We start from the raw sequence: 24,115 nt of genomic DNA on the forward strand, positions 1-24,115 counted from the left end.
TTTATTTTATAAAAGTAACTACCGTAACTCCGGAATCTCCTTCGCCAAATTCGCCAAGCTTAAAGGACTTAACATAAGGAGCTGCCTTTAAGTGCTCATGCACTGCCTGTCTTAATATTCCCGATCCCTTGCCATGAACGATTCGAACGGAAGGAAGGTGTGATACGTATGCACTATCAAGGTACTTATCAAGCTCAGCAATGGCATCTGCCGAATTCATACCGATGAGGTTTAGCTCTGTTCCGATGTTCTTAGCTCCGGAAAGGTCCATCTTGTACTTTCCGTAGAACTTCTTCATCTGCTCTTTGCCGCCCTCTTCCTTTATAAGCTCCAGATCATTAATATTTGCCCTGGACTTCATAATACCACATTGTACCACAAGATTACCGTCTTTATCAGGTTTGGAACTGATTGTTCCCTTAAGTCCCATTGAAATGATCCTTACAGAATCCCCAAGCTTTATCTGTGATGGCTTAAGGGCCTTATGCGCTCCGCTCTGGGGCTTATTCTTAATAGAAAGCTTGCTGTTCTTGTCTGAAATTTTAGCTCCGACATTCTGCCTTGCCTTCTCAAGCTCCTGAATAGGTATACCTGCCTGGGCCTTTCTTACGGTCCTTATGGTCTCGTCTGCTGTATCCTTAGCTTCCTGAAGAATCTGTCTTGCTTCCTCATTGGCTTTTCTAAGAATCTTATCACGGGATTCATCAAGTCTGTTCTGCTTACTCTTAAGCTCTTCCTTAAGCTTCTCAACTTCCTCTTTGTATCTCTCTATTTCGAGGCGCTCATTCTCAATTGTTACCCTGCTGTTTTCAAGGTCAGTAAGAAGATCCTCGAATTTCCTGTTGTCCTGACTTATCTGTTCACCGGCAGCATCGATAATCTTCTGTGAAAGACCAAGTCTCTTGGAAATAGCAAAAGCATTACTTTTTCCGGGAATACCGATAAGCAATCTGTATGTGGGTCTTAAGGATTCCACATCAAATTCACAGCTGGCATTCTGTATACCTTCTGTAGTAAGAGCATAAACCTTCAGCTCACTGTAGTGGGTTGTTGCAAGGGTCCTGATACCTCTCTCGTGAAGGTGATTCAATATAGAAATCGCAAGAGCCGCTCCCTCTGTGGGATCAGTACCTGCACCAAGCTCATCAAATAGACACAGTGAATTTTCATCGGCATTTTCCAGAATACTTACTGTGTTTGTCATGTGAGATGAGAAGGTTGAAAGGCTCTGCTCTATACTCTGCTCATCACCTATATCTGCATAAATCTCTTCAAAAACAGAAAGCTCTGACCTGTCCGCTGCGGGTATGGCAAGACCTGCCTGTCCCATAAGTGTAAGCAGTCCTACTGTCTTAAGAGTAACGGTTTTACCACCGGTGTTGGGACCTGTGATGATGATCATATCAAAGTCTTTTCCGGCATAAACATCAATGGGCACTGCCTTCTTTTTATCAAGAAGGGGATGTCTTCCTTTAATGATGTTGAAGTAATGCTCCTCATTGAAAATAGGAGTAATAGCTTCCTGATCAAGTGCAAGGGATGCCTTTGCAAAAATGAAATCAAGCTCTGTCATAAGCTTTGCATCATCGGAAAGGGCTGTCAGATAATCCGCTGCCTCAGACGATAATCTCGCAAGGATCACATCGATCTCCGCCTTCTCTAAGCCTGCAAGCTCTCTTAGCTTGTTATTCATCTCAACTATTACGCTGGGCTCAATGAACAGTGTCGAACCGCTTGATGACTGGTCATGTACGATTCCGCTTACCTGTCCCTTGTACTCAGCCTTAACCGGGATACAGTATCTGTCTCCGCGCATGGTTACAACAGGCTCCTGAAGATAGGATCTGTAAGAACCTGTAACCATCTTATTAAGCTGTGCGTGGATTCTTTCTCCTGTGAGGGTGATATCCCTTCGGATGGACCTCAGAGTCGAGCTGGCATCTGATGAAATCTCATCCTCTGAAATGATGCATCTTCTGATCTCTGCAGCAACGGGAGTAAGGGGTTCAAGTCCATCAAACATATCTGAAAGGACATCCCTTGTATCCTCTTCCTTGTCTGCTCTTCCATAGCTCTTTACTCTGTTTACGTTATCAAGAAATCCTGCGATATTTAAAAGCTGCGGAGCATCCAGGGAGCTTCCGATTTTAAGTGCCTTTAAGTAACCACTAAGCTCTCTGTTACTTCCAAAGGACACTGAGCCTTTTTTGAAAATGCGCGCTATAGCGGCATTTGTCTTTTTTAAATTTCTGTCTATCTCCCTTAAATCAGAGGATGGCAAAAGCTCGCGGCACATCCTCTTTCCGGGCTCAGACGTTGCAAAAGTACTGAGTTTATCTACTATTTTGTCATACTCAAGTACATGTAATACTTTTTCATTCATGATTCTACTCTTGTGTCAAAAAGGTTGCTCTCCATAAGTCTGTTATAGCCAAGCCAACCTATCTCATTAGTGTTTTTTAGTATCTCTGTAAAGGTTTCCATCTTAGCATCTGTATTATCTGCAAGATGAAGCGCCATGGCCTCAATAATTGCAGGCATTTTGGGTGATCCATATTCAAATTTTCCATGGTGAGCTAAAATGCAGTGCTGAAGCTCCTGCTTTAAAAGCACAGGAAAGCCCTCAATAAGTCTTGCCTTTTCAGCCACCATCTCGCTTCCCATGACGATATGTCCGAGGAACTGGCCCTCGTCAGTATAGTCGTTTGTAGGAAAAAGTGATATTTCTTTGATCTTACCTATGTCATGGCACACTGCTGCTGTAATAAGCAAATCCCTGTTAAGTGCAGGATAGCTGCTTGCAAAATAATTGCAGAGCTTCGTAACACTTAAGGTATGCTCTAACAATCCACCTATAAATGCATGGTGAACAGATTTAGCAGCAGATGAATTTCTAAATGCCCTGATAAACTCCTCATCCTCTCTGAAAAAGAGATTAAGAAGCTTCTTTAAATGCACATTCTTAACTGAATCGATGAGAGTAAGAAGCTCTTTAAACATCTCATCATTATTCTTCTCTGAAACAGGAAGGTACATGGACTGATCATATTCGCCCTCATGACAGAGCCTTGCTCTCTTAATGTTTACCTGAAGAGCTCCATTGAAGCTTGTTACTTCTCCATATACATCGATATAATCCAAATCTGAAAAATCATCTATACCTTCGCTGTTAGGTTCCCACACCTTGGCATCAACCGTTCCTGTCTTGTCCTGAAGTGTAACGGAATAATAGTTCTTTCCGTTCTTGGTTGTAGCTACCTGTATATGCTTGCACAGGTATATATCCGCTATTCTGTCGCCGGTGTTAAAATCCTTAATAAATTTCATAAAAATCCTCAATTCTAAATATTACTTAATTAATCGGTGGTAGTTGAATTTCCTATCTCCATGTCGATATTAAGCTCAACGTAACCATCTGTAGCCTGTCTCATAAGAGTCAGTGTGATATCAGCGCCGGGATGAAGCCTTATCAGCTCCTCCACAAGTGAATCATAGCCGCCGATTTCTGTATCATTGATCTTGGTTATAATATCTCCGCTCTGTATTCCTGCAAGCATGGCAGGAGAATCCATTTCTGTCCGGGTAATATAAGCACCTGATGGAATATTCTGTCCCTCCTGAACAGCCTCGGGAACACTCTGCCCGTGGAGTCCAAGATAGCTTCTTCCCGTTCCGTTTGATAGATCCTCTATTAGGGATCTTAGCTCTGTTATACCTATAGCACAAAGAACATTTGGCAGGTTTTCAGAATTATAATCCATATCCGTAAAGCCTATCACAGCCCCGGAAAGATCAATAATTGCACCACTTGCACTGCTGCTTCCGTAGATATCCGTAGTAAGCAGCTTATAGTTGCTGTCGCAGATGCCCATATCTACATTGGATGATGTAACAAAACCATAGCTTATTGAATCAAGTGTACCTGTCGGACTTCCGATAGCAATAACGGGCGTACCTGTAACAGATGCACCATTTGATTTACCAAGCTTTGCTGTAGCTATCTTTTTCTTGGTGTCATCCGAAACATAGTTCACTCTGACTGCGATAACACTGAGTCCCGTGTTCTTATCACTAAGCTTAAGATAGGCTCTTGCAGAGGTCTCATCAACAAATGTAACCTGTACTGATTCTGCATCCTTTATTGCAGAGGTCTGAACCAGTATCAGATATTCCGAGCCGTTCTCCGCCACAATAAGACCAGAGATGTCATCTGTGCTGTCATAAGGATCGTTGAACCAATTGGTATCTGAGGTAAGAGCCGTAACCTTTACAATGCTCTTTTCTCCCTCATAGGCAATGTCCTTTAGCGCAGCATACATATCTGCGTAATCCGACGAGCTTATCCTGAAGGAATTGATCTCCCGCTGCATCCTGTCAATCTCCGTGGATGCCATATCTATTGCAACACTGGCCGCCTCTGCCGCAATTGCATTATCATCGGCATACATATCCTCCGGCTGCATCTCATCGGTAACCGTATCCTCTGTGGTAAGAGCTATTGGCGCCGGTGTCTCCTCCGGATAAAGCTTATTATTTATGACAGGCGAGAGAAAAACAAAGGTAAGACATGCCACTGCACCAAATACCACGGCCAGTGTCATTGTGATAAGCGTCCTTCTAAGAAGCTTTTTCTTATTTATTGGACGCTGCTTTATTTTCTCCCTCATAAAGTCAGGTGTCGCTATTGGACTATTAACTTTATCTAATTCTTCGCTGTTTTTATTATCCATAATTCCCCCGGTACTACATCAAAACTCATTCATACCTTGAGATAAATCTCTTAAGTCTCTCCACAGCCTTCTTAAGGTCTTCAAGCGAATATGCATAGGATATTCTTATAAAGCCTTCACCGCAGTCACCAAAGGCCGTTCCTGGAACAACCGCAAGCTTTTCCTCCTGAAGAAGCTTGGTGGCAAATTCATCACTGCTCATGCCAAAACGCTTGATGCTGGGGAAAATATAAAAGGCTCCAAAGGGCTCAAAACATGGAAGTCTCATCTCTCTGAACTCATTTAAAAGATAGCGCCTTCTCTGGTTATACTGCTCGCGCATCATAGCCACGTCTTCATCACCGTTTTTCAGGGCTTCAACAGCAGCATACTGGCTGGTTGTGGGAGCGCACATAATAGCATACTGATGAATTTTGGTCATCTGCTCTAAGATTTCCTTAGGACCGCAGGCGTATCCAAGTCTCCATCCTGTCATGGCATAGGCCTTTGAAAAGCCGTTGATCAGGATAGTTCTCTCATACATTCCCGGTATCTCTGTAATAGAGACATGCTTATCAGTGTATGTCAGTTCAGAATATATCTCGTCAGACAAAACAAAAATGTCTTTTTCCTTAATAACCTCTGCTATGCTCTCAAGATCTTTTCTCTCCATGATTGCGCCTGTAGGGTTATTGGGGAAAGGAAGAACCAGTATCTTGGTTCTGTCAGTTACATGCTCCAAAATCTCTTCAGCTGTAAGTCTGAACTCATTTTCTTCCTTAAGCTCAATAATGACAGGCTTAGCACCTGCAAGAATAGCACATGGCTCATATGAGACATAGCTGGGCTGGGGTATAAGCACCTCATCCCCGGGATTTATCATCGCTCTGAAAGCAAGATCAATTGCTTCCGATCCACCAACCGTTACAAGAACCTGAGATGCCGGATCATAGTCAAGATTGTGCTTTCTTTTAAGGTAATTGCAGACCTCTTCCTTAAGCTCCATAAGTCCTGAGTTGGATGTATAGAAGGTTCTGCCTTTTTCCAGTGAATATATACCCTCATCACGGATATGCCATGGCGTGTCAAAATCAGGTTCACCAACGCCAAGCGAGATAGCGCCGTCGATGGTCTTAACAACGTCGAAGAATTTACGTATTCCAGAGGGCTTAATATCTACGATTGTATCTGCTAAAGGATTCCTCATGGCGTAATCTTCTCCCTTGTATCTTCATATTTCTTTGTCAGTATTGTTCCGTGATCCTTGTACTTCTGCAAAATAAAGTGTGTAGAGCAGCTAAGTACCGTATCAAGGGGTGAAAGCTTATTTGTTACAAAGCCTGCAACCTCCTTAAGGGTCTTGCCTTCCAGAATGACCATAAGGTCAAAACCACCGGAAAGCAGATATACGCTTGTTACTTCAGGATATTTATAAATTCTCTCTGCAATTGAATCAAAACCGATTCCTCTCTGAGGAGTAACCTTTACCTCGATTAAGGCCATAACTTTATCTATGGAGGTCTTAGACCAGTCTATCATTGTATGATAACCGCAGATAACGCCTTCTTCCTCAAGGCTCTTTAGCTCATTCGCGACTTCTACCTCCTCCGCGCCAAGTATAACCGCCAGTTCATCTATACCGATTCGACTGTTCTTTTCGATAGTTCTAAGTAATTCATCTCTGTTAATCATAATTGCCTCCCCTACTGAAGTTCTAAACCGGAAAGTTTACTGCATCCGGTCACCGCCATACATAGAATATTATGAAAAATTTCCTGCACAGCCCATACGTTTCCTATTTTACCATAAAGCAGATGTATAGCATACCTCCTCTATGTTACGAGAAATATCTATTTCGTCCTTAATTCATCTATTCGCAAAAGCTCATCCGCTGCAGGCTTATCCAAAAATCGCTTCTCTCCGTCATTAATTATAAGACGGTCGTTTCCATCACATACTCTTCCAATGACCGCAGCAGGTATTCCTGCCTCTTCAAGCCTTCTTATGGCGGGTTCTTCTTCTCCTGTTATAAAAAGAAGCGATCCGTTTGATGCAAGCATATAAGGATTGACCAGCAGACAATTCGTAATCTCTATGATTTCCTGTCTCATTGGAATCTCTTTAAGATCCACCTGAAAACCACAACCCGCTCTGGTTCCAAGCTCCCATAAAGCTGCAAAAACTCCTCCGGATGATACATCTTGTATGAATGATGCCTTAAACTCCCTGGCTATCTCTGCTTCTTCCCTTACAGAGATATACTTCTTAAGTCCTGATGTCTCCGAAATAATGTATTCGGGAAGTCTCTCCTTAAGTTTGTCATGACACTCATCTGCAAGAATTGCACTGCCCTCAATACCTGCCCACTTGGTCATGATGATGGCATCACCGGCTTTGGCCTTCCGGGGATGATTATTAATAGAAGCTGCATCTCTACCGGTGCCCGAAATCACTGCACTTACAAGAGACCTTGTGAGGGCATCCGTAACCTCTGTGTGACCTCCTCTTATTGAAATGCCAAGTTCATCAGCCGCCCTTTTGCAATCCCTTGATATCTGCTTAAGCTCACTCTCCTCTGCTTCTGCCGGCAGCATGATATTGATCATGGCCATTTGAGGAGTGATACCGTCTGCATAAAGGTTATTTATTGCATTATATACAGCATAGTATCCAACATTTTGGACAGGTGCCGTAATGGTACTGATGGCACTTGCCAGGATTTCTTCGCCATCTATAGAATAAGCGCAGTTTGAAACTGCGCTTTTCTTATTTTTATCTCTTATAAGCTTTAATACGGATCTGTTAAGTATGCTTTCTGTAGCCTTACCTATTCTCATTCCTTATCTCCATCAGCCTTCCGGTGTCTCTACAGGAACCTCTGTCGTTACTGCTTCCGGATCCGCTTCTGCGGGTGCCTCTGCAGGTGCTTCCGCCGGAGCTTCTGCAGGAGTCTCACCTGCTGCCGCTGCTGCCTGCTGAGCCGCAAGCTGAGCTTCTGCTCCTGCTGCCGCTGCTGCGGCTGCAGCCTGCGCTGCCTCTACATCAGCACCTTCTGTTGCCTGCGCTGCCTGAACTGCTGCAATGGCACCTGCTACTGCATTAACCTGATTAATATCGCCTGTAGCAATGGCTGTAGCAATCTGCGCTGCTGCAGTAGGATCACCGGTAGCTGTTCCGACTGTAACGATCTTGGGCACCATCTTGTAATTACTGCTGTTAACAACCTCTCTGCCTGTCTCAACGCCATCTTCATAAGTTATCTTCCAAAGCTGTGCCTTGTATCCGATATGAGCTGCCTGTGATGATATAGAACCTATGGGCTGACTTGCATCAGCAACTATTTGATCCGGTCCGGCAGGTATTGTCTCAAGAACTTCGCTCTTATACTCTACCTTATGTGAAGCAGGTCTTGTCTCTACACCATAAATAGTAAAGGTAATGTGCTTATCTGAAGTAGTGTAGCCTTCTATATAAATAGGATATTCTGAGCTGTTTACGAACTTAAAGTTCTTTCCGCCCGACTCTGCAATAGCAGCGTCCATTGAAGGATCTACATAGTTGATGATCATTGAATGGTTGTGCCTTTCTGTAACCTCAAGCTCTGCCTTTAATACTGCGTTATAAAGTGTGGTCGAAACCTGGCAGATTCCGCCGCCGACACTCTCTACAACAAGACCGTTTAAATATGAGCCTGCAGGGAAATAACCATTTGCCTCTGTAAATGGTGTAATAGTATCAAGTACCGAGAATTCCTCCCCGGGATATATTGTCTTTCCATTAATAAGTGAGCATCCGTTAGCAACGTTAGCACTTCTGGCTGAACCTGATGACTTATAGCTTGTAGTATATGTTCCAAGTACATCACCGACTTTGCTAAGTGCCTCATAGCTTCCAAGAGGAGCATCCTCTTCGATTGCTATATCTATCTCGCCATCCTCGTGATTCCACTCGTTCTGAATATAATTTTTAATATTTGCAAGTGAGCTCTTCTCATCAAGGATATATCCAACCTGTCCATCTGATACCACAAATCCCGAATCAGTCTTGGTCAGTGTGTAATTTACCTTGGATACATTGAAAGATGCACAGTCAACATCAAGAATCTGATAAATAGCATCATCATTAAAAGAGTACTGGATATCATAGCGATGACCGTTATTCTGAATATCCTTCATGGCCTTATAGCGCTGAATGATATTACCTTCTTTTCCAAGGCCGTAAGCTTCATCCACAACCTCGGGGTTTGCAAAACCAAGGCCGAAGGCTCCTGCCTGAACTGTCAGTCTCTGAGTTTCATCTTTACCCTTGAGGGTAATGTTTTTTTGCCCCAACTGTTCGATGTAGGAATTAACTGCAGAGGTGGCCTCTTCTTTTGTCATCCCTGATACATCAACATCACCAATAAAGATTCCATTGGCGATTGTATCAGAAGAAGCCTTTGCGCTTCCCATGGGAACAAAAAGTGCAAAAGCTAACACCAAAACAAAGCCATAAATAAATTTTTTCATAACTTCTCCATTTCGCCTATATCCGGTATGTGCTATTATCAGAATGAAAGCGCACTACTTGCAAGAGGAATGACGAGTGCAAGGATAAGTACGATAATAATAATTGCTGAAATAAGCTTTTTATTTTTACCGGAATTAAAAAACTTTAACATAATTTATCTCCTCATTTTCTGAAAGGATATTATATATGAAGATGCCTTTTTTTACAAGCTTTATACTACTTGTTCTGATTACGCAGATTGCCATAAGAAGAACAAGTTATAAGATAGAATCCAAGGAAGCCGACTTCTGGGAAAAGGAGCGCAAGGCTAATTTCACAAGAAAAAAGCCCCTTGATAATCTAAACTACATAAAGATTCCTCTGGATTCTCTCCCCTTTGGAAAGCTTGATGATGATGAATCCAGATACTGCGAGAAGGTCATCAGATCCCTTGCAGACCAAAAGGTCGTTAATCTGACAGGCTTCACCAATACGGATCTTAAGCTTGAATACGGAGCTCCGAATATAACAGAGCTCACCAAGTATGACCAAAACTATACTACCCTTGTTACAAACCTTCAAAAATGGGGCAAGCTCCTGTATGATGCCGAACTATATAATGAGGCAACTACTGTCCTCGAATTCGCGACCGACACAGGAACAGATGTAACAGCCACCTATAAGCTTCTTACCGATCTTTATCAGAATAAGCTCACGCTGTCAGACTCCGAGAAAAAAGAAAAGATCTCCGCGCTTTTACCTGTAGCAGAGGAGCTTCGCTCTCTAAGTAAAGATCAAATAAAAAGACTCCTTACAGAATCTCTGTAAGGAGTTTTCTTTTTAGAGTATTGTAGGGCCATCACCGATTTCTACAGTGTAGAAGGTAGCTTCATAGCCAATCTTATCAAGATAAGCTTTTCCAACCTTCTCCTTAAATTCTTCAACAGCTTCATCCTTTACGATAGAAACAGTACAGCCGCCAAATCCGCCGCCTGTCATACGGGAACCGATGACACCGGGAATCTTCCATGCTTCCTCAGCAAGAGTATCAAGCTCTACACCTGTTACATCATAATCATCACGAAGTGATACGTGAGATGCATTCATAAGCTGACCAAACTTTGTAAGGTCGCCTGCCTTAAGAGCTGCCACAGCGTCTATTGTACGCTGGTTCTCGTAAACCGCATGCTTAGCCTTAATTCTGCGGTCATCATCCTTAATAGCATCCTTATGCGCCTCAAATTCCTCAGGTGAAAGATCTCCAAGACCCTTGATCTCACATACGGTCTGAATCTCTGAAAGAGCCTTCTCACAGGCACTTCTTCTTGCGTTGTACTGAGAATCTGTGAGCTTGTGCTTCTTATTTGTATTAGCTATTACAATCTTAGCTCCCTTAAGACTTATGGGTGCATATTCAAATGAAAGATCTGCCGTATCAAGGAAAATCGCATTATCCTCTTTTCCCATAGCTACTGCAAACTGATCCATAATACCGCAGTTACAGCCGTTAAAATTATTCTCGGAATACTGTCCTATAAGAGCAAGGTCCTGATTAGTAACATCAAAGCCATACAGGTCTCTTAATATAAATCCTGTAAGAACCTCCAGTGATGCAGATGAGGAAAGACCTGATCCATTGGGAATATTTCCATAGATACAAAGATCAAAGCCTGTATCAAGCTTAAAGCCTCTCTGCTCAAAGGCCCAAACCACACCTGCAGGATATGCTGTCCAGCCCGCCTTCTTAGAGCTCTCTATATCATCAAGTGAGCCTTCAATAACCTTTGAATTTTCAAAGTTCATTGAGAAGAAACGCATTTTTCTGTCGTTTCTCTTAGCTGCTGCTCCGTAGGTACCGATGGTAAGAGCGCAGGGAAAAACATGACCGCCGTTATAATCGGTATGCTCTCCGATAAGATTCACTCTTCCGGGAGCAAAATATGCCTTAACTCCGTCTGTCTCCCCAAATACCTTAGCGAAACCGGCAAGGACTTCTTCCTTCATTTTCTGTTCCATTATTTAAACACCTTCCTATTTGCCTGTAATTATATGCTGTGCGTCTTATGATATCAGTTCTTGGATGCCTGAAGGAGTTTTTCACGAAGCTGTCCTTCGATCTGAGTAAGCTCAGCCTCTGCTGCCTTACGCTTCTCCTTACCCTCTGTCTGAATCTTCATTACTTCATCAAGAGTTGTGATAAGAGTCTCATTTGTATGCTTAAGAGTCTCGATATCTACGATACCTCTCTCAGATTCCTTAGCTGCCTCAATAGATGCAACCTTAAGAGCATCGGCATTCTTTCTAAGAAGCTCGTTTGTCATGTTGTTAACTTCGCGCTCTGCCTTAGCAGCCTGTGCTGAGTGCTCGATACCGATGGCGATAACCATCTGGTTCTTCCAAAGCGGAATTGTGTTAACAAGAGTAGACTGAATCTTCTCAGCCATAGTTGTATCAGCGCTCTGTACCATACGGATCTGAGGACCTGTCTGCATAGCGATTGTACGTGTAAGCTCAAGGTCGTAGATCTTCTTCTCAAATCTGTCGCAAAGAGATGCAAGGTCTCTCGCTGCCTGAGCATCCTCAGGAAGTCCTGACTGCTCTGCCTTCTTCTGAGCTTCAACAAGATCTGTAGCACGAACCTGCTCAAGCTTCTTCTTACCAGCAATGATATACATTGAAAGCTCTTTGTAATAATTGAGGTTTAAGTCATACATATTGTCGAGAACCGCAACGTCCTTCATAAGCTGCTGCTCATGACGCTCAAGCTCGCGGCTGATAGTCTCAACATTAGTCTCAACCTTGGCATATTTTGCCTTCATAACATTAAGCTTATTTGATCCCTTCTTGAAAAGAGCGATGATTCCCTTCTCATCCTCTTCTACATCAAAGTTCTTAAGCTCTGTGACAAGACCTGCGATCATATCGCCTACCTGTCCCATATCCTTTGTACGAACATTGTCGATGGCCTTCTCTGAAAAATCTGCCATCTTCTTCTGTGTACCTGCACCATAGTTCATTACCGCCTGAGAGTTTTTGAGATCGATCTGATCTACAAAAGCATCTACCTGCTTCATCTCCTCTTCGCTGAGGTTAGCTTCCTTTGCCATAGCCTCTATCGGTGATACAGGTGCTGCCTGTGTTGCTGCAGCGGCCGGTGCCGGTGCAGGCTCCTCTGCTACTGCCCCAAATGATAATGTCGGTGCCGAGTTCTCAAACTCTTTGAATTCGTCTGCCATTAAAAATATCCTCCCTTAGAATTTTAATTCTACTTTTGCCTGTTCCTGTGCGGCAGGTGCTACGGCCTGTGCCGTCTGAGCTGCCTGAGCCATCGCTGTATCCATCTGCATGGATGATACAGGTGCTGCAGCTGCTGCCATGGGCGCCGCCTGTGTTGCTGTGGCTGCTTGCGCTACCGGAGCCTCTGCTGCGGAATTCTGTAATGCGCTTCTTAAGCCGTCTTGTGTAAGGCCGTCCTGAGCCATCATTGTCTTCATAACAGATATGTCTGATGAAATATCCCATGCCATATCCTGGAAAAGACTATCCAGCAGATTCTCAAAAGCGCTGTTTATAACATCTATCGCATCCTCAATCTCGCGTTTTGTCTGGGATATGTTATTTCCAACCTCAGGCTGCTTATCGAGATCAACGTATGCGTTTAGAAGCTTTATTGTAGTAGGCAGATAATAATTCATGAATTTTCTAAGATCATCTGCACATTCAGGCTGCTTCTCAACCTGTGAGAATATCCTGCTCATGATGTTTTCAAGCTGATAAAGCTTGGAACTCATCTCATCGCCGGGTATTTCTTCATTTATTTTCCTGATCGTATTGAGGTACTCATTACCTTCCCTTACTATTCCGGAAAGGCCGTTGTCATCAGTCTGCTCAGTCTGCCTCTTCTGAAGAGATCCCTGCATCTCTTCCTGTCTCTGCTTACGCTCCCTCTCCTGTCTGTCCACCTCGGCATTGAGATATCTCTCATAAGCTCTCTGGGTAAGCATTACAGTGGTCTCGGCACTATCGAGTCGTGCCTGAGGAAGAAAGCCTCTTTTCATCATGTTCTTAATATTCGTAAGAACGGAATCTGACATCTCTCCTGCTGCCACTGCCAGATCTCTAACCGCAAAGTACTCGGAATTTCCCAGTATGTTTCCGTATTTCTTATATTCCTTAGCCAGCTTGTTATCTTTTATACCATTTCTTAAGAATAAAAGGTTAAGCGCCGTAAGTAGAGAAAAGATTATAAAAGGAATAATTGCTTCCTTAAAATCTACCATAAGGCCGATAATACAGAACAATGCAGGAAATCCAAAGAAAAACGACCCTATTGAGCCTGCAATTATCTTGCCTATACCCTTTGATTTTGAAACCATTGATGCAAAGAACGGCGTTCTAAATGCGCGTCCATGCATCGGAACTACTCTTCCGCTGGAGTATGTAACTGTTCTCTGAGCAGATGCTCTACCCTGGAAATTCTGACCCGGATTCTCTGTTGCCTTCTTGACTGCGTCCTGAACCTGGACTCTGATTGTATCCCCAAGACTGCTATAATCACCGGTACTTATGGCCTTGTTGACCTCTTTGACTATCTCATTACCGGTATTTAGTAAGTTATCGTATTCTCCCATATCAAAAACCTCATGATTAATCAGACTAAACCACTATCTGACATTATATCAAAAGCCTATTAATTTTAATATAACTATAATGAAAAAACAATGACAGTTAATGCATTCTGGTAGTATTATTGTATTTGGATATTTTATCCGAAAAATCAAAATAAAAAAGGATTTGCGAACTAAGTCACATAATTTTCTGACATATTTTGCAAACGGGGGTAATTATGGACAGACAGAATCTGACTCTACTCACTGACCTGTACGAACTCACAATGATGCAGGGCTACTTCAAGAACAAGTCTCAGAACGAGACTGTTATCTTCGATGCTTTTTTCAGAAACAATCCCTTTGGCGGCGGCTATTCAATCATGGCCGGCTTAGAGCAATTGATAAAATATATTAAGGAGCTTCATTTCGATGACGAAGATATCGAATATTTAAGAAGCGTAGGCATTTTCGATGAGGATTTCCTTGACTACCTCAGAGACTTCAAATTCAGCGGAGATATTTATTCAATCCCTGAGGGAACCATCATTTTCCCAAGAGAGCCCCTTGTAAAGGTAATCGCTCCTATCATGGAAGCACAGCTCATTGAGACTGCTATCCTTAACATCATTAATCACCAGTCCCTTATTGCTACAAAGTCAGCCCGTATTTGCTACGCTGCACAGGGTGACGGCATAATGGAATTTGGTTTAAGACGCGCACAGGGTCCCGATGCAGGTACCTACGGTGCAAGAGCAGCAGTTATCGGCGGCTGTGTGGGAACAAGTAACGTTCTTTGCGGCCAGCTCTTCGATGTTCCCGTTAAGGGCACCCATGCTCATAGCTGGATCATGAGCTTTCCTGATGAGTACACAGCTTTCAAGACTTACGCAAAGCTTTATCCTTCAGCATGCATCCTTCTCGTTGACACCTATGACACATTAAAATCAGGTGTTCCCAATGCTATCAGAGTATTTAAGGAAATGAAGGAAGAAGGAATCGACCTCAGCTTCTACGGAATCCGTCTCGACAGCGGCGACCTTGCTTATCTTTCTAAGGAAGCAAGAAAAATGCTTGATGAAGCCGGCTTCCCCGATGCAGTTATTTCCGCATCCAATGACCTTGATGAGTATCTGATCACTTCTCTTAAAACTCAAGGCGCTGCAATCACTTCCTGGGGTGTTGGTACTCACCTTATCACAGCTAAAGATAACCCGTCCTTTGGAGGTGTTTATAAGCTTGCTGCCGTAATGGGTGAGGATGGCAATTTTGAGCCCAAGATCAAGCTTTCAGAGAATTCCGAGAAGATTACAAATCCCGGAAACAAGAAGATTTACAGGGTTTATGAAAAGGCAAACGGCAAGGTAAAGGCTGACCTTATCTGTCTCGAGAATGAGACCTTTACAGAGGACAAGCAGCTTCTTCTCTTTGATCCCCTTGAGCCCTGGAAAAAGACACTTCTTCCCGCTGGCTCATTTACTCTTCGCGAGATCATGGTTCCTATTTTCAAAAATGGTGAATGTGTATATGAATCTCCCAAGACTATGGATATTCGTAAGTACTGCCTTGAAGAGCAGGAAACCTTATGGGATGCCACAAGACGTCTCTTCAATCCTCACTCGGTACACGTTGACCTTTCAAAGAGACTCTATGATACAAAGATGAAGCTTCTCGATCAGATGAGCGGCGTCGACATGACAGACGTAGAAAGATAAATCGGAGCAGGATTGTCAAATAATAGAATCGAATTTCGCTTGCGAAATTCGTGCGCGAGGCGCAGTTGCTGAAAGCAACAATTTCCTAATGCGCCGATGCGCATCCTCACGGAGTGTTTTCTTAAAGGCTTGTCCTTTAAGAAAAACGATCCTGTAAAGGATGCATGCGGCGAACCCAGGCTACCTTACAACACATGAGAAATTCCTCTTAGTGCTGCTTCGTTCCCGACCTGACACGGTTCGTGGGTTCTCATTGCATAAGACCCAAATCCGCACGGATGCATGCACCCATTACAAGACCGTCATTTTTAAATAATACGCAAACCTTACCCGATTGTCAATTATTTATATTGAATCCGGGTATGCCACAGGAGCAATATTATATGGCTGATAAAAACCTCTCTGATGATATTCTCAGAGATAAGCTTGATAAAAAGTACATGAAGGCTGCCCTTGCACAAGCAAGAAAAGCCATAGAACTGGGTGAAGTGCCGATCGGCTGCGTAATCGTCTATGACGGAAAAATAATAGGTCGAGGCTACAACAGACGTAACACCGATAAGTCCGTGCTTTGTCATGCTGAGATTACAGCTATTAAAAAGGCCTGTAAAAAGATTGGGGACTGGAGACTTGAGGACTGTACTCTTTATGTCACCTTAGAGCCATGCCAGATGTGTGCAGGCGCCATAGTCCAGTCCAGAATTCCCCGTGTCGTTATGGGTGCCTTAAGCCCCAAAGCAGGATCCGGCGGAACTGTCATCAACATTCTTGACAACCCTGAGTTTAATCACCAGGTCGAGATCACAAAGGGCGTCCTTGAGGAAGACTGCAGTGCTATCCTTAAGGAATTTTTTACTGAGCTCAGAAAAAGAAACAAGGCAGAAAAAGAAGCCAAAAAGGCTGCCATGGCTTTAGAAGATTCAAATGAATAAACCTTCTTATTTTAATTTCTCAAGTTCTCTGAGGTATATCCCTTAATGTCAGATATTCTTTCACTTGAAAACTGCATACTATGTCCAAGAAAATGCGGCGTAAACAGAGTAGCCGGCATAAAGGGCTACTGTGGTCAGGGCGGCACTCTTACCGCTGCAATGGCCTACCTTCATATGTGGGAAGAGCCCTGCATTTCAGGCACAAATGGCTCGGGGACAGTATTTTTCTCCGGCTGTAATATGCGATGTGTCTTCTGTCAAAACAGCGAGATTGCATCAGGCGATATTTCAAAGGAAATTTCTACGGATCGCTTATCACAGATATTTTTAGAGCTTCAGGACAAAAAGGCTTCCAATATAAATCTTGTGACACCAACACATTTTGTTCCTCTGATAATTCCCGCTCTTGAAAAGGCGAAATCAGAAGGTTTGATAATACCAATTGTCTACAACACTAGTGCCTATGAAAATGTTGAGACTATAAAGGCTCTTGATGGACTTATTGATATATATTTACCGGATTGTAAGTATTACTCTGACGAACTGGCAATAAGGTACAGCAAAGCACCTTCATATTTTAAGGTTTCCATGGCTGCAATATCTGAAATGCTTCGGCAGGTTGGTGAGCCACTATTTACCGAAGGTATTGGCGCTTCTGCCTATAATGATCTTATGGAAAACAGCGAAGATGATTATTTCGGCCCCCTCATGAAATCCGGTGTCATTGTGCGTCACCTGATGCTTCCCGGTCAGCTAAGGGATTCCATGAATGTGGTAAGAGAGCTTTTATCTACCTTTTCAGACAAAGTATATCTAAGCATCATGAATCAGTTTACACCCCACGGTGATCTGACTGAATTCCCGGAACTCCTTACCGGCGTAAATGAAGATGACTACGACAAACTTATTGACTACTGCATAGATCTCGGAATCGAAAATGGATTTTTCCAGGGAAGCGGCACTGATTCAGAAAGCTTTATTCCTGCCTTTGATTTTGAAGGAATATAAAACGCCGGATAGCTAGTCACTATCCGGCGAAATTTTTATGTTTTCACAACACTTAGAAATCGCTTTTATCTACATATCTCATATAATTGAGAACCATCATTGCAATCTTAAAGGTCAATGCTTCATCAAAGGTCCTTACATCAAGACCTGTTGCCTTCTGAAGCTTCTCAATCCTATACACAAGAGTATTTCTGTGCACAAAGAGCTGTCTTGAAGTCTCTGATACATTAAGATTGTTCTCAAAGAACTTGTTAACAGTGTTTAGTGTCTCTTCGTCAAGGTTCTCAGGAACCTCTCTGTCACCGAATATCTCATCGATGAAAATCCTGCAAAGATTAATGGGAAGCTGATAAATTAGTCTGCCTATTCCAAGGGTATTATATGCAGTCACATGCCTCTCTGCGTAGAAGATTTTTCCTACATCAAGAGCCATCTTGGCTTCCTTATAGGATTTACTGAGGTCCTTAATCTCCCCTACTATTGTTCCGTAGGATACGCGAACATCAAGCATAGCCTCCGTGTTCATCATATCTACAATAGTGTTTGCGATATCATCTATATCCTCGTAGCTCTCGCCTGCCTTAACAGACTTCACGAGGATAACGCTGTTCTCATCAACGGCAGTTACATAATCCCCGGCCTGGGATGTGAACATGCTGGATAAAAGCTCTGCTGCACCACTGTCCCTCTCTGCTCTTGTCTCAACAAGAATGATTACTCTTGGCACATTTACATCTATTCTTAGCTTCTTTGCACGATTATAAATATCGATAAGCAGGAGGTTATCCAACAGAAGGTTCTGGAAAAAGTTATTTCTGTCGTACTTTTCCTTGTAGGCGATAATAAGGTTCTGTAGCTGACTCACACAGATTTTTCCAACCATGTAAGCGTCTTCGCCCTGACCGGAAGCTATTAGAATGTACAAAAGCTCTCCCTCGTCAAAAATCTTAAGGAGATGAACCCCGCCAATAACCTGAGAGTCAACGGCTGATCCTGCAAAATCCGAAATAAAAGCGCTGTCAAATGAAGGCGCTTCAGCTGTAGCAGCAACAATTTTACCATTCAAATCCAAGACGCTTAGCTGAACCCTGGTTATTGCTGATAATTCGTCTATACTGGTCTGTATAATCTGAGCTGAAATCATGATATTTCTGCCTCCGTTAATTAATATATGATTAATTCTAAAATAATTTTAGCACGTTGTATATAGAAAAAAAGCTGTGCCTTACGAATTTACGTAAAGCACAGCTCATTATTTGCGCATATTATGCTAGCATATATCAGTTTGTGATAACCTTCTCTGTCTCTTTGTCGAATACGTGAATCTTCTCAACATCGAAAGCAAACTTAACCTTATCGCCAGGTCTAGCTGTTGTACGAGAATCAACTCTAGCTGTTACAGGGAAGCCTGCAAGATCAAAGTACAGATAAACTTCTGCACCAAGAAGCTCGTATACGTTGATTGTTGACTCGAATACAGCCTTAGATGTGCTAACAACCATCTCAGAATCATCAACATCCTCAGGACGGATACCGAATGTTACAGTCTTTCCAGCGTAACCACCATCGATAACCTTCTTAGCCTTTGCCGGAGGAAGCTCGATTGACTGGCCAGCGATCTTGAGGCAAGCCTTGTCGCCTGATACTTCTACTTCTGCATCAAGGAAGTTCATCTGAGGTGATCCCATGAATCCTGCAACGAAGAGGTTGCAAGGCTTATCATAGAGGTTCTGAGGTGTATCTACCTGCTGAACAACACCGTCCTTCATAACAACGATTCTTGTACCAAGTGTCATAGCCTCGGTCTGATCGTGTGTAACGTAGATGATTGTGGTACCAAGTCTCTGGTGAAGCTTAGCGATCTCTGTTCTCATCTGAACACGGAGCTTAGCATCAAGGTTTGAAAGAGGCTCATCCATAAGGAATACCTTAGGATTACGAACGATAGCACGTCCCATAGCAACACGCTGTCTCTGTCCACCTGAAAGAGCCTTAGGCTTACGATCAAGAAGGTTTGTAAGGTCAAGGATCTTAGCTGCATCCTTTACCATCTTATCGATCTCCTGCTTCGGAACTTTACGAAGCTTAAGACCAAATGCCATGTTATCATAAACAGTCATATGAGGATACAGAGCGTAGTTCTGGAATACCATTGCGATATCTCTGTCCTTAGGCTCTACATCGTTAACTACACGGTCACCGATTTTAAGTGTACCGGAAGAGATGTCCTCAAGACCTGCGATCATACGAAGTGTTGTTGACTTACCACATCCTGAAGGTCCTACGAAGATGATGAACTCCTTATCCTGGATATCAAGATTGAAATTCTTAACAGCTTCGAAACCGTTAGGATAAACTTTGCATACATTTTCAAGTGTTAAACTTGCCATTTTTAGTTTCCCTCCTATTTCTCAAAAAAAGAGCTTTCCGCTCCTGACAAATAAAAGTATAGCCAAAGCACTATGCTTTGGCTATGCAACAATTATACAAAGATTTGACCATTCGTTGTAAGAATTGCCATTTAATAATTTTTTTATAAATTGGTTAGGAATTTTTGCACAAAGATATTAAAATCTTATGTACAATGTGACAAATCACCTTAAATCCTGCTTGAATTATTGGCTTTTATTTCCTGTCTCTGGCTTCCTGCATGCGCTTGATTGCTGCCTGAAGTTCTTCGTCATCTTCGTCATTCACAGGCTCTTTGACCTCTTCTTCTACCTTGGGCTCAAATCTCTTGAAAAGTCCGTTGTACATAAGCGCCATAAGAAATGAAGGTCCTGTTACTCCAAAAAGGATGAGAATAGGAAGGATCTGCATATCAAAAAAGTAAAGCAGAACGATCGGAATAAGTGAAACCAGAGTCATTCCTACCGTTCTTGGCAGACCAAGGATTGCAAACATCACAGAATTCTTCAGAGTACGATTAATCGGATTATCGAACCTTGACTGCAGCGGGAAGATGTAAAGCGAAACCATGTAAAGCAGTATGCTGACACCAAACATTACATATGTATAAGCAGCCGGTACCTTTGTAGCGTTGTAATAAATCCATGCAAAGTCAACACCAATTATCGCACCTACTGCAAAAACGATGATCCACAGAATAGTTGCCTGCTTAAAATTAAGCTTAAAGGATTTCCAGAAGCCTTTTATAATATAGCTCTCTTCATCTCTAACCATCTTAAGAAGTACATAATGCATTCCGGTAAGAGCCGCACCACCTGTAAAAGGAACAACCAAAAAGAATAAAACTACAAGATTGAGCAGCATAAGATCTGCGATTTTGTTAAGCGCCCTCATAAAAGGACTGTCTAAATCAAATAATTTTCCCATAATAAATAACTCCTAAATCTAGAAACAAAAAAATAATGCCTGAGCACAATACATAATATCATGCTCAGACATATAATTCATTAAATATTTTTTATCCGATGGTCTTCTTGATCCATGCAAGCTGATCAGCGAATACAGTTTCTCTTCCGATCTCCTGCTGAAGCTCATGTCTCATTCCGTCATAGAGCTTAAGTTCAACATTGGTAAGACCGATCTGCTCTGTCCAAACCTTATAGAGCTGCTCTACACCGGAGCCATACTCACCAACGGGATCTTCTTTTCCTGCTGTAAGAAGGATAGGAAGCTTCTTGGGAATATCCTCCATCTTGCCTGTATCCTGAACTCTTGAAAGAAGCTCAAAAAGTGTCTCAAAACCGTTTACTGTGAATACAAAATTATCTCTTGGATCATTTATGTATTTATTTACACTCTCTTCATTGTGTGAGAGCCAGTCAAACTTGGTCTTGGGACTGGATATACGGCTGAGGTATCCCTTAAATGCTGTGTTGTTAAGGAATCCTGATCTGTGCTTTTCACCAAGCATAGCGCCAATGAAAGCAGCCATTCCCTTGCCGGCTTTGATGGTACCTATAGACATATAGCCTGTTCCCTGAATGATGGCGCCCTGAATACCTGTGCCGTATCTTGTAAGATACTCTCTGGCAACAAAGGATCCAAAGCTGTGTCCCATAAGTATTACAGGGATTCCGGGATACTCTTCCTGAGTCATCTTCTTAAGTCTGTGCGCATCTCTAAGAAGCACTGTAGCAGGATCGTTCTTGCAAAAATATCCATAAGGAACTCTCTCTGAAACTGATCCGCCATGACCAAGATGATCATTACCTATAACGAGAATGCCATTATCTGCCATATATCTTGCAAATTCATCGTAGCGGTCTATAAACTCCTGCATACCATGAATTATCTGCAATATTGCGATCGGCTTCTCCTCAGGAATCCATCTTATTGCATGAATCGTGGTTTCGCGGTCTCTTGATTTGTAGGTAAGCTCCTCTTTTCGTGCCATAATAACCCCCTTAATAGTAATGCCAAAAATTTTCTATACCATCCACATTTTTTGACAGTTTTTCTAAATACTATTTTACCACAATTTCGTAATGTGCATTCTTAAAAATTCGTAAATTATGTCACAAAATAATAATTTATGCTATCTCAGCACCTGAAGGCATTGCCTTCTCAGGAGTCATCAGTGCAAGATTACCCTCTGCATCCTCTGCACAAAGGAGCATACCCTCTGATTTAACACCTGCAAGCATTGCGGGCTTGAGGTTTACAAGAACCATAACCTTCTTACCAACCATCTCCTCGGGAGTGTAGTATTTGCGGATTCCGGATACAATCTGCTTAACCTGGCTTCCAATCTTAACCTGTGAGCAGAGAAGCTTCTTGGACTTCGGAACAGCTTCACATGCGATGATCTCACCTACCTGGAACTGAAGCTTCATGAAATCATCAAAGGTGATCTCATCCTTTGCAGGAATATCGATACCCTCGGAAGCACCTTCTTCTGCATCACTATCACCGCCACCGATTACGATAGCGTTTGCTTCTCTGAGCATTCCAGCCTTTGTGAGGTTTTCTTTTGCTTTCTTCTGAGACTCAATATAATCTGCCTTCTGCTTCTCAGTGATCTTTGCTGCTTCTGCAAGAACCTCATTAAGATCTTTTCTTGCAAAGCACTGCTCAGGAGCATCTGTCACCTTTGTGCCGCTTACATATTTACCAAACTCAGAGAGGGTATCAAAATCACGGCTCTTTGTATTGAGCATGTTAAAGATCTTCTCAGCAGTTCTGGGCATAAAGGGCTCAAGAAGACTTGTGCCGATTGTAATACCTTCAACAAGATTATAAAGAACTGTTGCCAGTCTGTCTGACTGTGCCTCATCCTTTGCAAGGTTCCAGGGCTCAGTCTCATCAATATATTTGTTGCAGCGCTTAAATACTGTGAAAATCTCGGTAAGAGCATCAGCTACGCGAAGCTCATCCATCTTTTTCTCAACCTTTTCATAAGCACCTGTGCATACAGCCTTAAGGTCAGCATCTACGCCGCCTTCAACGCCCTTATCCGCCACTACTCCGCCAAAGTACTTGTTGGACATAGCAATTGTACGGTTTACAAGGTTACCGAGGGTATTAGCAAGGTCAGAGTTGTATCTTTCAACCATTAGTTCCCAGGAAATAACACCATCATTATCATAAGGCATCTCGTGAAGCACGAAATACTTAACAGGATCTACATCAAAGATACTTACAAGGTCATCAGCGTAGATAACGTTACCCTTGGACTTACTCATCTTCTCGCCGCCCTGAAGGAGCCAGGGATGTCCGAAAATCTGCTTCGGAAGAGGCTCGCCAAGAGCAAGAAGGAAAATAGGCCAATAGATTGTATGGAATCTGATAATATCCTTACCGATAAGGTGAAGGTCCGCAGGCCACCACTTTTTGTAGGACTCACTGCTGTTATCTACATCAAAACCGATACCTGTTATATAGTTTGAAAGTGCATCAAGCCATACATAAACAACATGCTTCTCATCAAAGGTTACAGGAATTCCCCACTTAAATGAGGTTCTTGATACGCAAAGATCCTGAAGACCGGGAAGAAGGAAGTTGTTCATCATCTCGTTCTTACGGGAAACAGGCTGAATGAATTCAGGATGGCTGTTGATATGATCGATAAGCTGCTGTGCATACTTACTCATTTTGAAGAAATATGCTTCCTCTTCAGCGGGATGTACATCTGATCCGCACTCAGGACATTTTCCGTCTACAAGCTGAGACTCTGTATAGAATGCCTCACACTCTGTACAGTACATTCCCTTGTAGGAACCCTTATAGATGTCGCCCTGATCATAGAACTTCTTGAAAATCTTCTGAACCTGCTGTACATGATCCTCATCTGTTGTACGGATGAAACGATCATAGGAGGTATCCATCATGTCCCAAAGACCCTTGATAACGCCTGCCACATCGTCTACAAATGCCTTAGGGCTATCAAATCCTGCCTCAATAGCTCTTGTCTCGATTTTCTGGCCATGCTCATCAGAACCAGTCTGGAAATGAACATCATAACCATCTTTTCTCTTGTATCTGGCAATTGCATCTGCAAGGACTATCTCATAGCTGTTTCCGATATGAGGTTTTCCTGATGTATAGGCAATTGCCGTTGTTATATAATATTTACCTTTGTTCTGCATTATATCTCCTTCTCCCTCATCCGGCACTTCGTGCCACCTTCCCCCTAAAGGGGGAAGGCATCAAATGAGGTGATATATATTTTTGTTTTTTGCCTTCTCCCT

General features: G+C 42.7%; 19 protein-coding genes and 1 other RNA gene. 4 read left to right on the forward strand and 16 right to left on the reverse strand.

The features are described from left to right. Position 1: 1 nt before the first annotated feature. The 7 genes from G608_RS0111915 to G608_RS21025 all read right to left on the reverse strand — a co-directional run bounded on the left by G608_RS0111915 (position 2) and on the right by G608_RS21025 (position 9,217). A complete protein-coding gene (locus tag G608_RS0111915) occupies positions 2-2,383 on the reverse strand; it encodes an endonuclease MutS2 (protein WP_026496224.1) in 2,382 nt (793 codons plus the stop codon). After that, positions 2,380-3,327: a 3'-5' exoribonuclease YhaM family protein gene (locus G608_RS0111920; RefSeq protein WP_026496225.1), complete on the reverse strand. Its 948-nt coding sequence runs from the start codon at positions 3,325-3,327 to the stop codon at positions 2,380-2,382. Before G608_RS0111920 ends, G608_RS0111915 begins: the two co-directional genes overlap by 4 nt. Positions 3,328-3,356: 29 nt before the next feature. Beyond that, positions 3,357-4,730, reverse strand: coding sequence for a S1C family serine protease (locus G608_RS21015; protein ID WP_051209257.1), 1,374 nt, complete (start codon positions 4,728-4,730; stop codon positions 3,357-3,359). A 25-nt stretch (positions 4,731-4,755) separates the two neighbouring features. Next, positions 4,756-5,916 (reverse strand): aminotransferase class I/II-fold pyridoxal phosphate-dependent enzyme, encoded by a 1,161-nt coding sequence (locus G608_RS0111930; protein WP_026496226.1) that lies wholly within the window; start codon positions 5,914-5,916, stop codon positions 4,756-4,758. Beyond that, the gene (locus tag G608_RS0111935) at positions 5,913-6,401 is read right to left on the reverse strand and encodes an Lrp/AsnC family transcriptional regulator (protein WP_026496227.1); all 489 of its coding nucleotides are present in this window, start codon (positions 6,399-6,401) and stop codon (positions 5,913-5,915) included. Before G608_RS0111935 ends, G608_RS0111930 begins: the two co-directional genes overlap by 4 nt. Positions 6,402-6,559: 158 nt before the next feature. Next, positions 6,560-7,546, reverse strand: coding sequence for an AIR synthase-related protein (locus G608_RS0111940; RefSeq protein ID WP_026496228.1), 987 nt, complete (start codon positions 7,544-7,546; stop codon positions 6,560-6,562). 12 nt (positions 7,547-7,558) lie between these two features. Continuing rightward, positions 7,559-9,217: a VanW family protein gene (locus tag G608_RS21025; RefSeq protein ID WP_081677411.1), complete on the reverse strand. Its 1,659-nt coding sequence runs from the start codon at positions 9,215-9,217 to the stop codon at positions 7,559-7,561. A 187-nt stretch (positions 9,218-9,404) separates the two neighbouring features. Between G608_RS21025 and G608_RS0111955 the strand changes: the two genes are divergently transcribed. Next, the gene (locus tag G608_RS0111955; RefSeq protein ID WP_026496229.1) at positions 9,405-10,025 is read left to right on the forward strand and encodes a hypothetical protein; all 621 of its coding nucleotides are present in this window, start codon (positions 9,405-9,407) and stop codon (positions 10,023-10,025) included. A 12-nt stretch (positions 10,026-10,037) separates the two neighbouring features. Here G608_RS0111955 and G608_RS0111960 read toward each other — a convergent pair whose 3' ends face one another. The 3 genes from G608_RS0111960 to G608_RS22520 all read right to left on the reverse strand — a co-directional run bounded on the left by G608_RS0111960 (position 10,038) and on the right by G608_RS22520 (position 13,828). Continuing rightward, on the reverse strand, positions 10,038-11,201 hold the full coding sequence (locus tag G608_RS0111960; protein ID WP_026496230.1) for a galactokinase: 1,164 nt from the start codon (positions 11,199-11,201) through the stop codon (positions 10,038-10,040). 65 nt (positions 11,202-11,266) lie between these two features. After that, positions 11,267-12,433: a toxic anion resistance protein gene (locus G608_RS0111965; protein ID WP_026496231.1), complete on the reverse strand. Its 1,167-nt coding sequence runs from the start codon at positions 12,431-12,433 to the stop codon at positions 11,267-11,269. Positions 12,434-12,448: 15 nt separating this feature from the next. After that, positions 12,449-13,828, reverse strand: a complete 1,380-nt coding sequence (locus tag G608_RS22520) for a 5-bromo-4-chloroindolyl phosphate hydrolysis family protein (RefSeq protein ID WP_051209259.1) — start codon at positions 13,826-13,828, stop codon at positions 12,449-12,451. A gap of 215 nt (positions 13,829-14,043) precedes the next feature. On the opposite strand from G608_RS22520, the gene G608_RS0111975 reads away from it, so the two are divergent. Further along, on the forward strand, positions 14,044-15,519 hold the full coding sequence (locus G608_RS0111975) for a nicotinate phosphoribosyltransferase (RefSeq protein ID WP_026496232.1): 1,476 nt from the start codon (positions 14,044-14,046) through the stop codon (positions 15,517-15,519). Between the two features lie 170 nt (positions 15,520-15,689). Here the strand turns inward: G608_RS0111975 and ffs are convergent. Beyond that, an RNA gene (ffs, locus tag G608_RS22900) (signal recognition particle sRNA small type) lies at positions 15,690-15,789 on the reverse strand. Positions 15,790-15,902: 113 nt separating this feature from the next. Between ffs and tadA the strand changes: the two genes are divergently transcribed. Together tadA and G608_RS0111985 are read left to right on the forward strand one after the other, a co-directional pair. Continuing rightward, positions 15,903-16,451: a tRNA adenosine(34) deaminase TadA gene (gene tadA / locus G608_RS0111980; protein ID WP_051209261.1), complete on the forward strand. Its 549-nt coding sequence runs from the start codon at positions 15,903-15,905 to the stop codon at positions 16,449-16,451. Between the two features lie 45 nt (positions 16,452-16,496). Next, a complete protein-coding gene (locus tag G608_RS0111985; RefSeq protein WP_155833283.1) occupies positions 16,497-17,459 on the forward strand; it encodes a radical SAM protein in 963 nt (320 codons plus the stop codon). 52 nt (positions 17,460-17,511) lie between these two features. On the opposite strand, the gene G608_RS0111990 is transcribed toward G608_RS0111985, so the two are convergent. The 5 genes from G608_RS0111990 to metG all read right to left on the reverse strand — a co-directional run bounded on the left by G608_RS0111990 (position 17,512) and on the right by metG (position 24,013). Further along, complete coding sequence (locus G608_RS0111990) at positions 17,512-18,603, reverse strand: PucR family transcriptional regulator (RefSeq protein ID WP_026496235.1); 1,092 nt, start codon at positions 18,601-18,603, stop codon at positions 17,512-17,514. A 136-nt stretch (positions 18,604-18,739) separates the two neighbouring features. Next, positions 18,740-19,849: an ABC transporter ATP-binding protein gene (locus tag G608_RS0111995; protein ID WP_026496236.1), complete on the reverse strand. Its 1,110-nt coding sequence runs from the start codon at positions 19,847-19,849 to the stop codon at positions 18,740-18,742. A 235-nt stretch (positions 19,850-20,084) separates the two neighbouring features. Beyond that, entirely contained in the window at positions 20,085-20,795 is a 711-nt protein-coding gene (locus G608_RS21035; RefSeq protein WP_051209264.1) for a YesL family protein, read from the reverse strand. Between the two features lie 91 nt (positions 20,796-20,886). After that, positions 20,887-21,822: an alpha/beta fold hydrolase gene (locus G608_RS0112005; RefSeq protein ID WP_026496237.1), complete on the reverse strand. Its 936-nt coding sequence runs from the start codon at positions 21,820-21,822 to the stop codon at positions 20,887-20,889. 136 nt (positions 21,823-21,958) lie between these two features. Further along, positions 21,959-24,013, reverse strand: coding sequence for a methionine--tRNA ligase (gene metG / locus G608_RS0112010; RefSeq protein WP_026496238.1), 2,055 nt, complete (start codon positions 24,011-24,013; stop codon positions 21,959-21,961). Positions 24,014-24,115 lie beyond the last annotated feature (102 nt).

Origin of the sequence: Butyrivibrio sp. WCD3002 (assembly GCF_000424265.1) — a bacterium.
Lineage (GTDB): Bacteria > Bacillota > Clostridia > Lachnospirales > Lachnospiraceae > Butyrivibrio.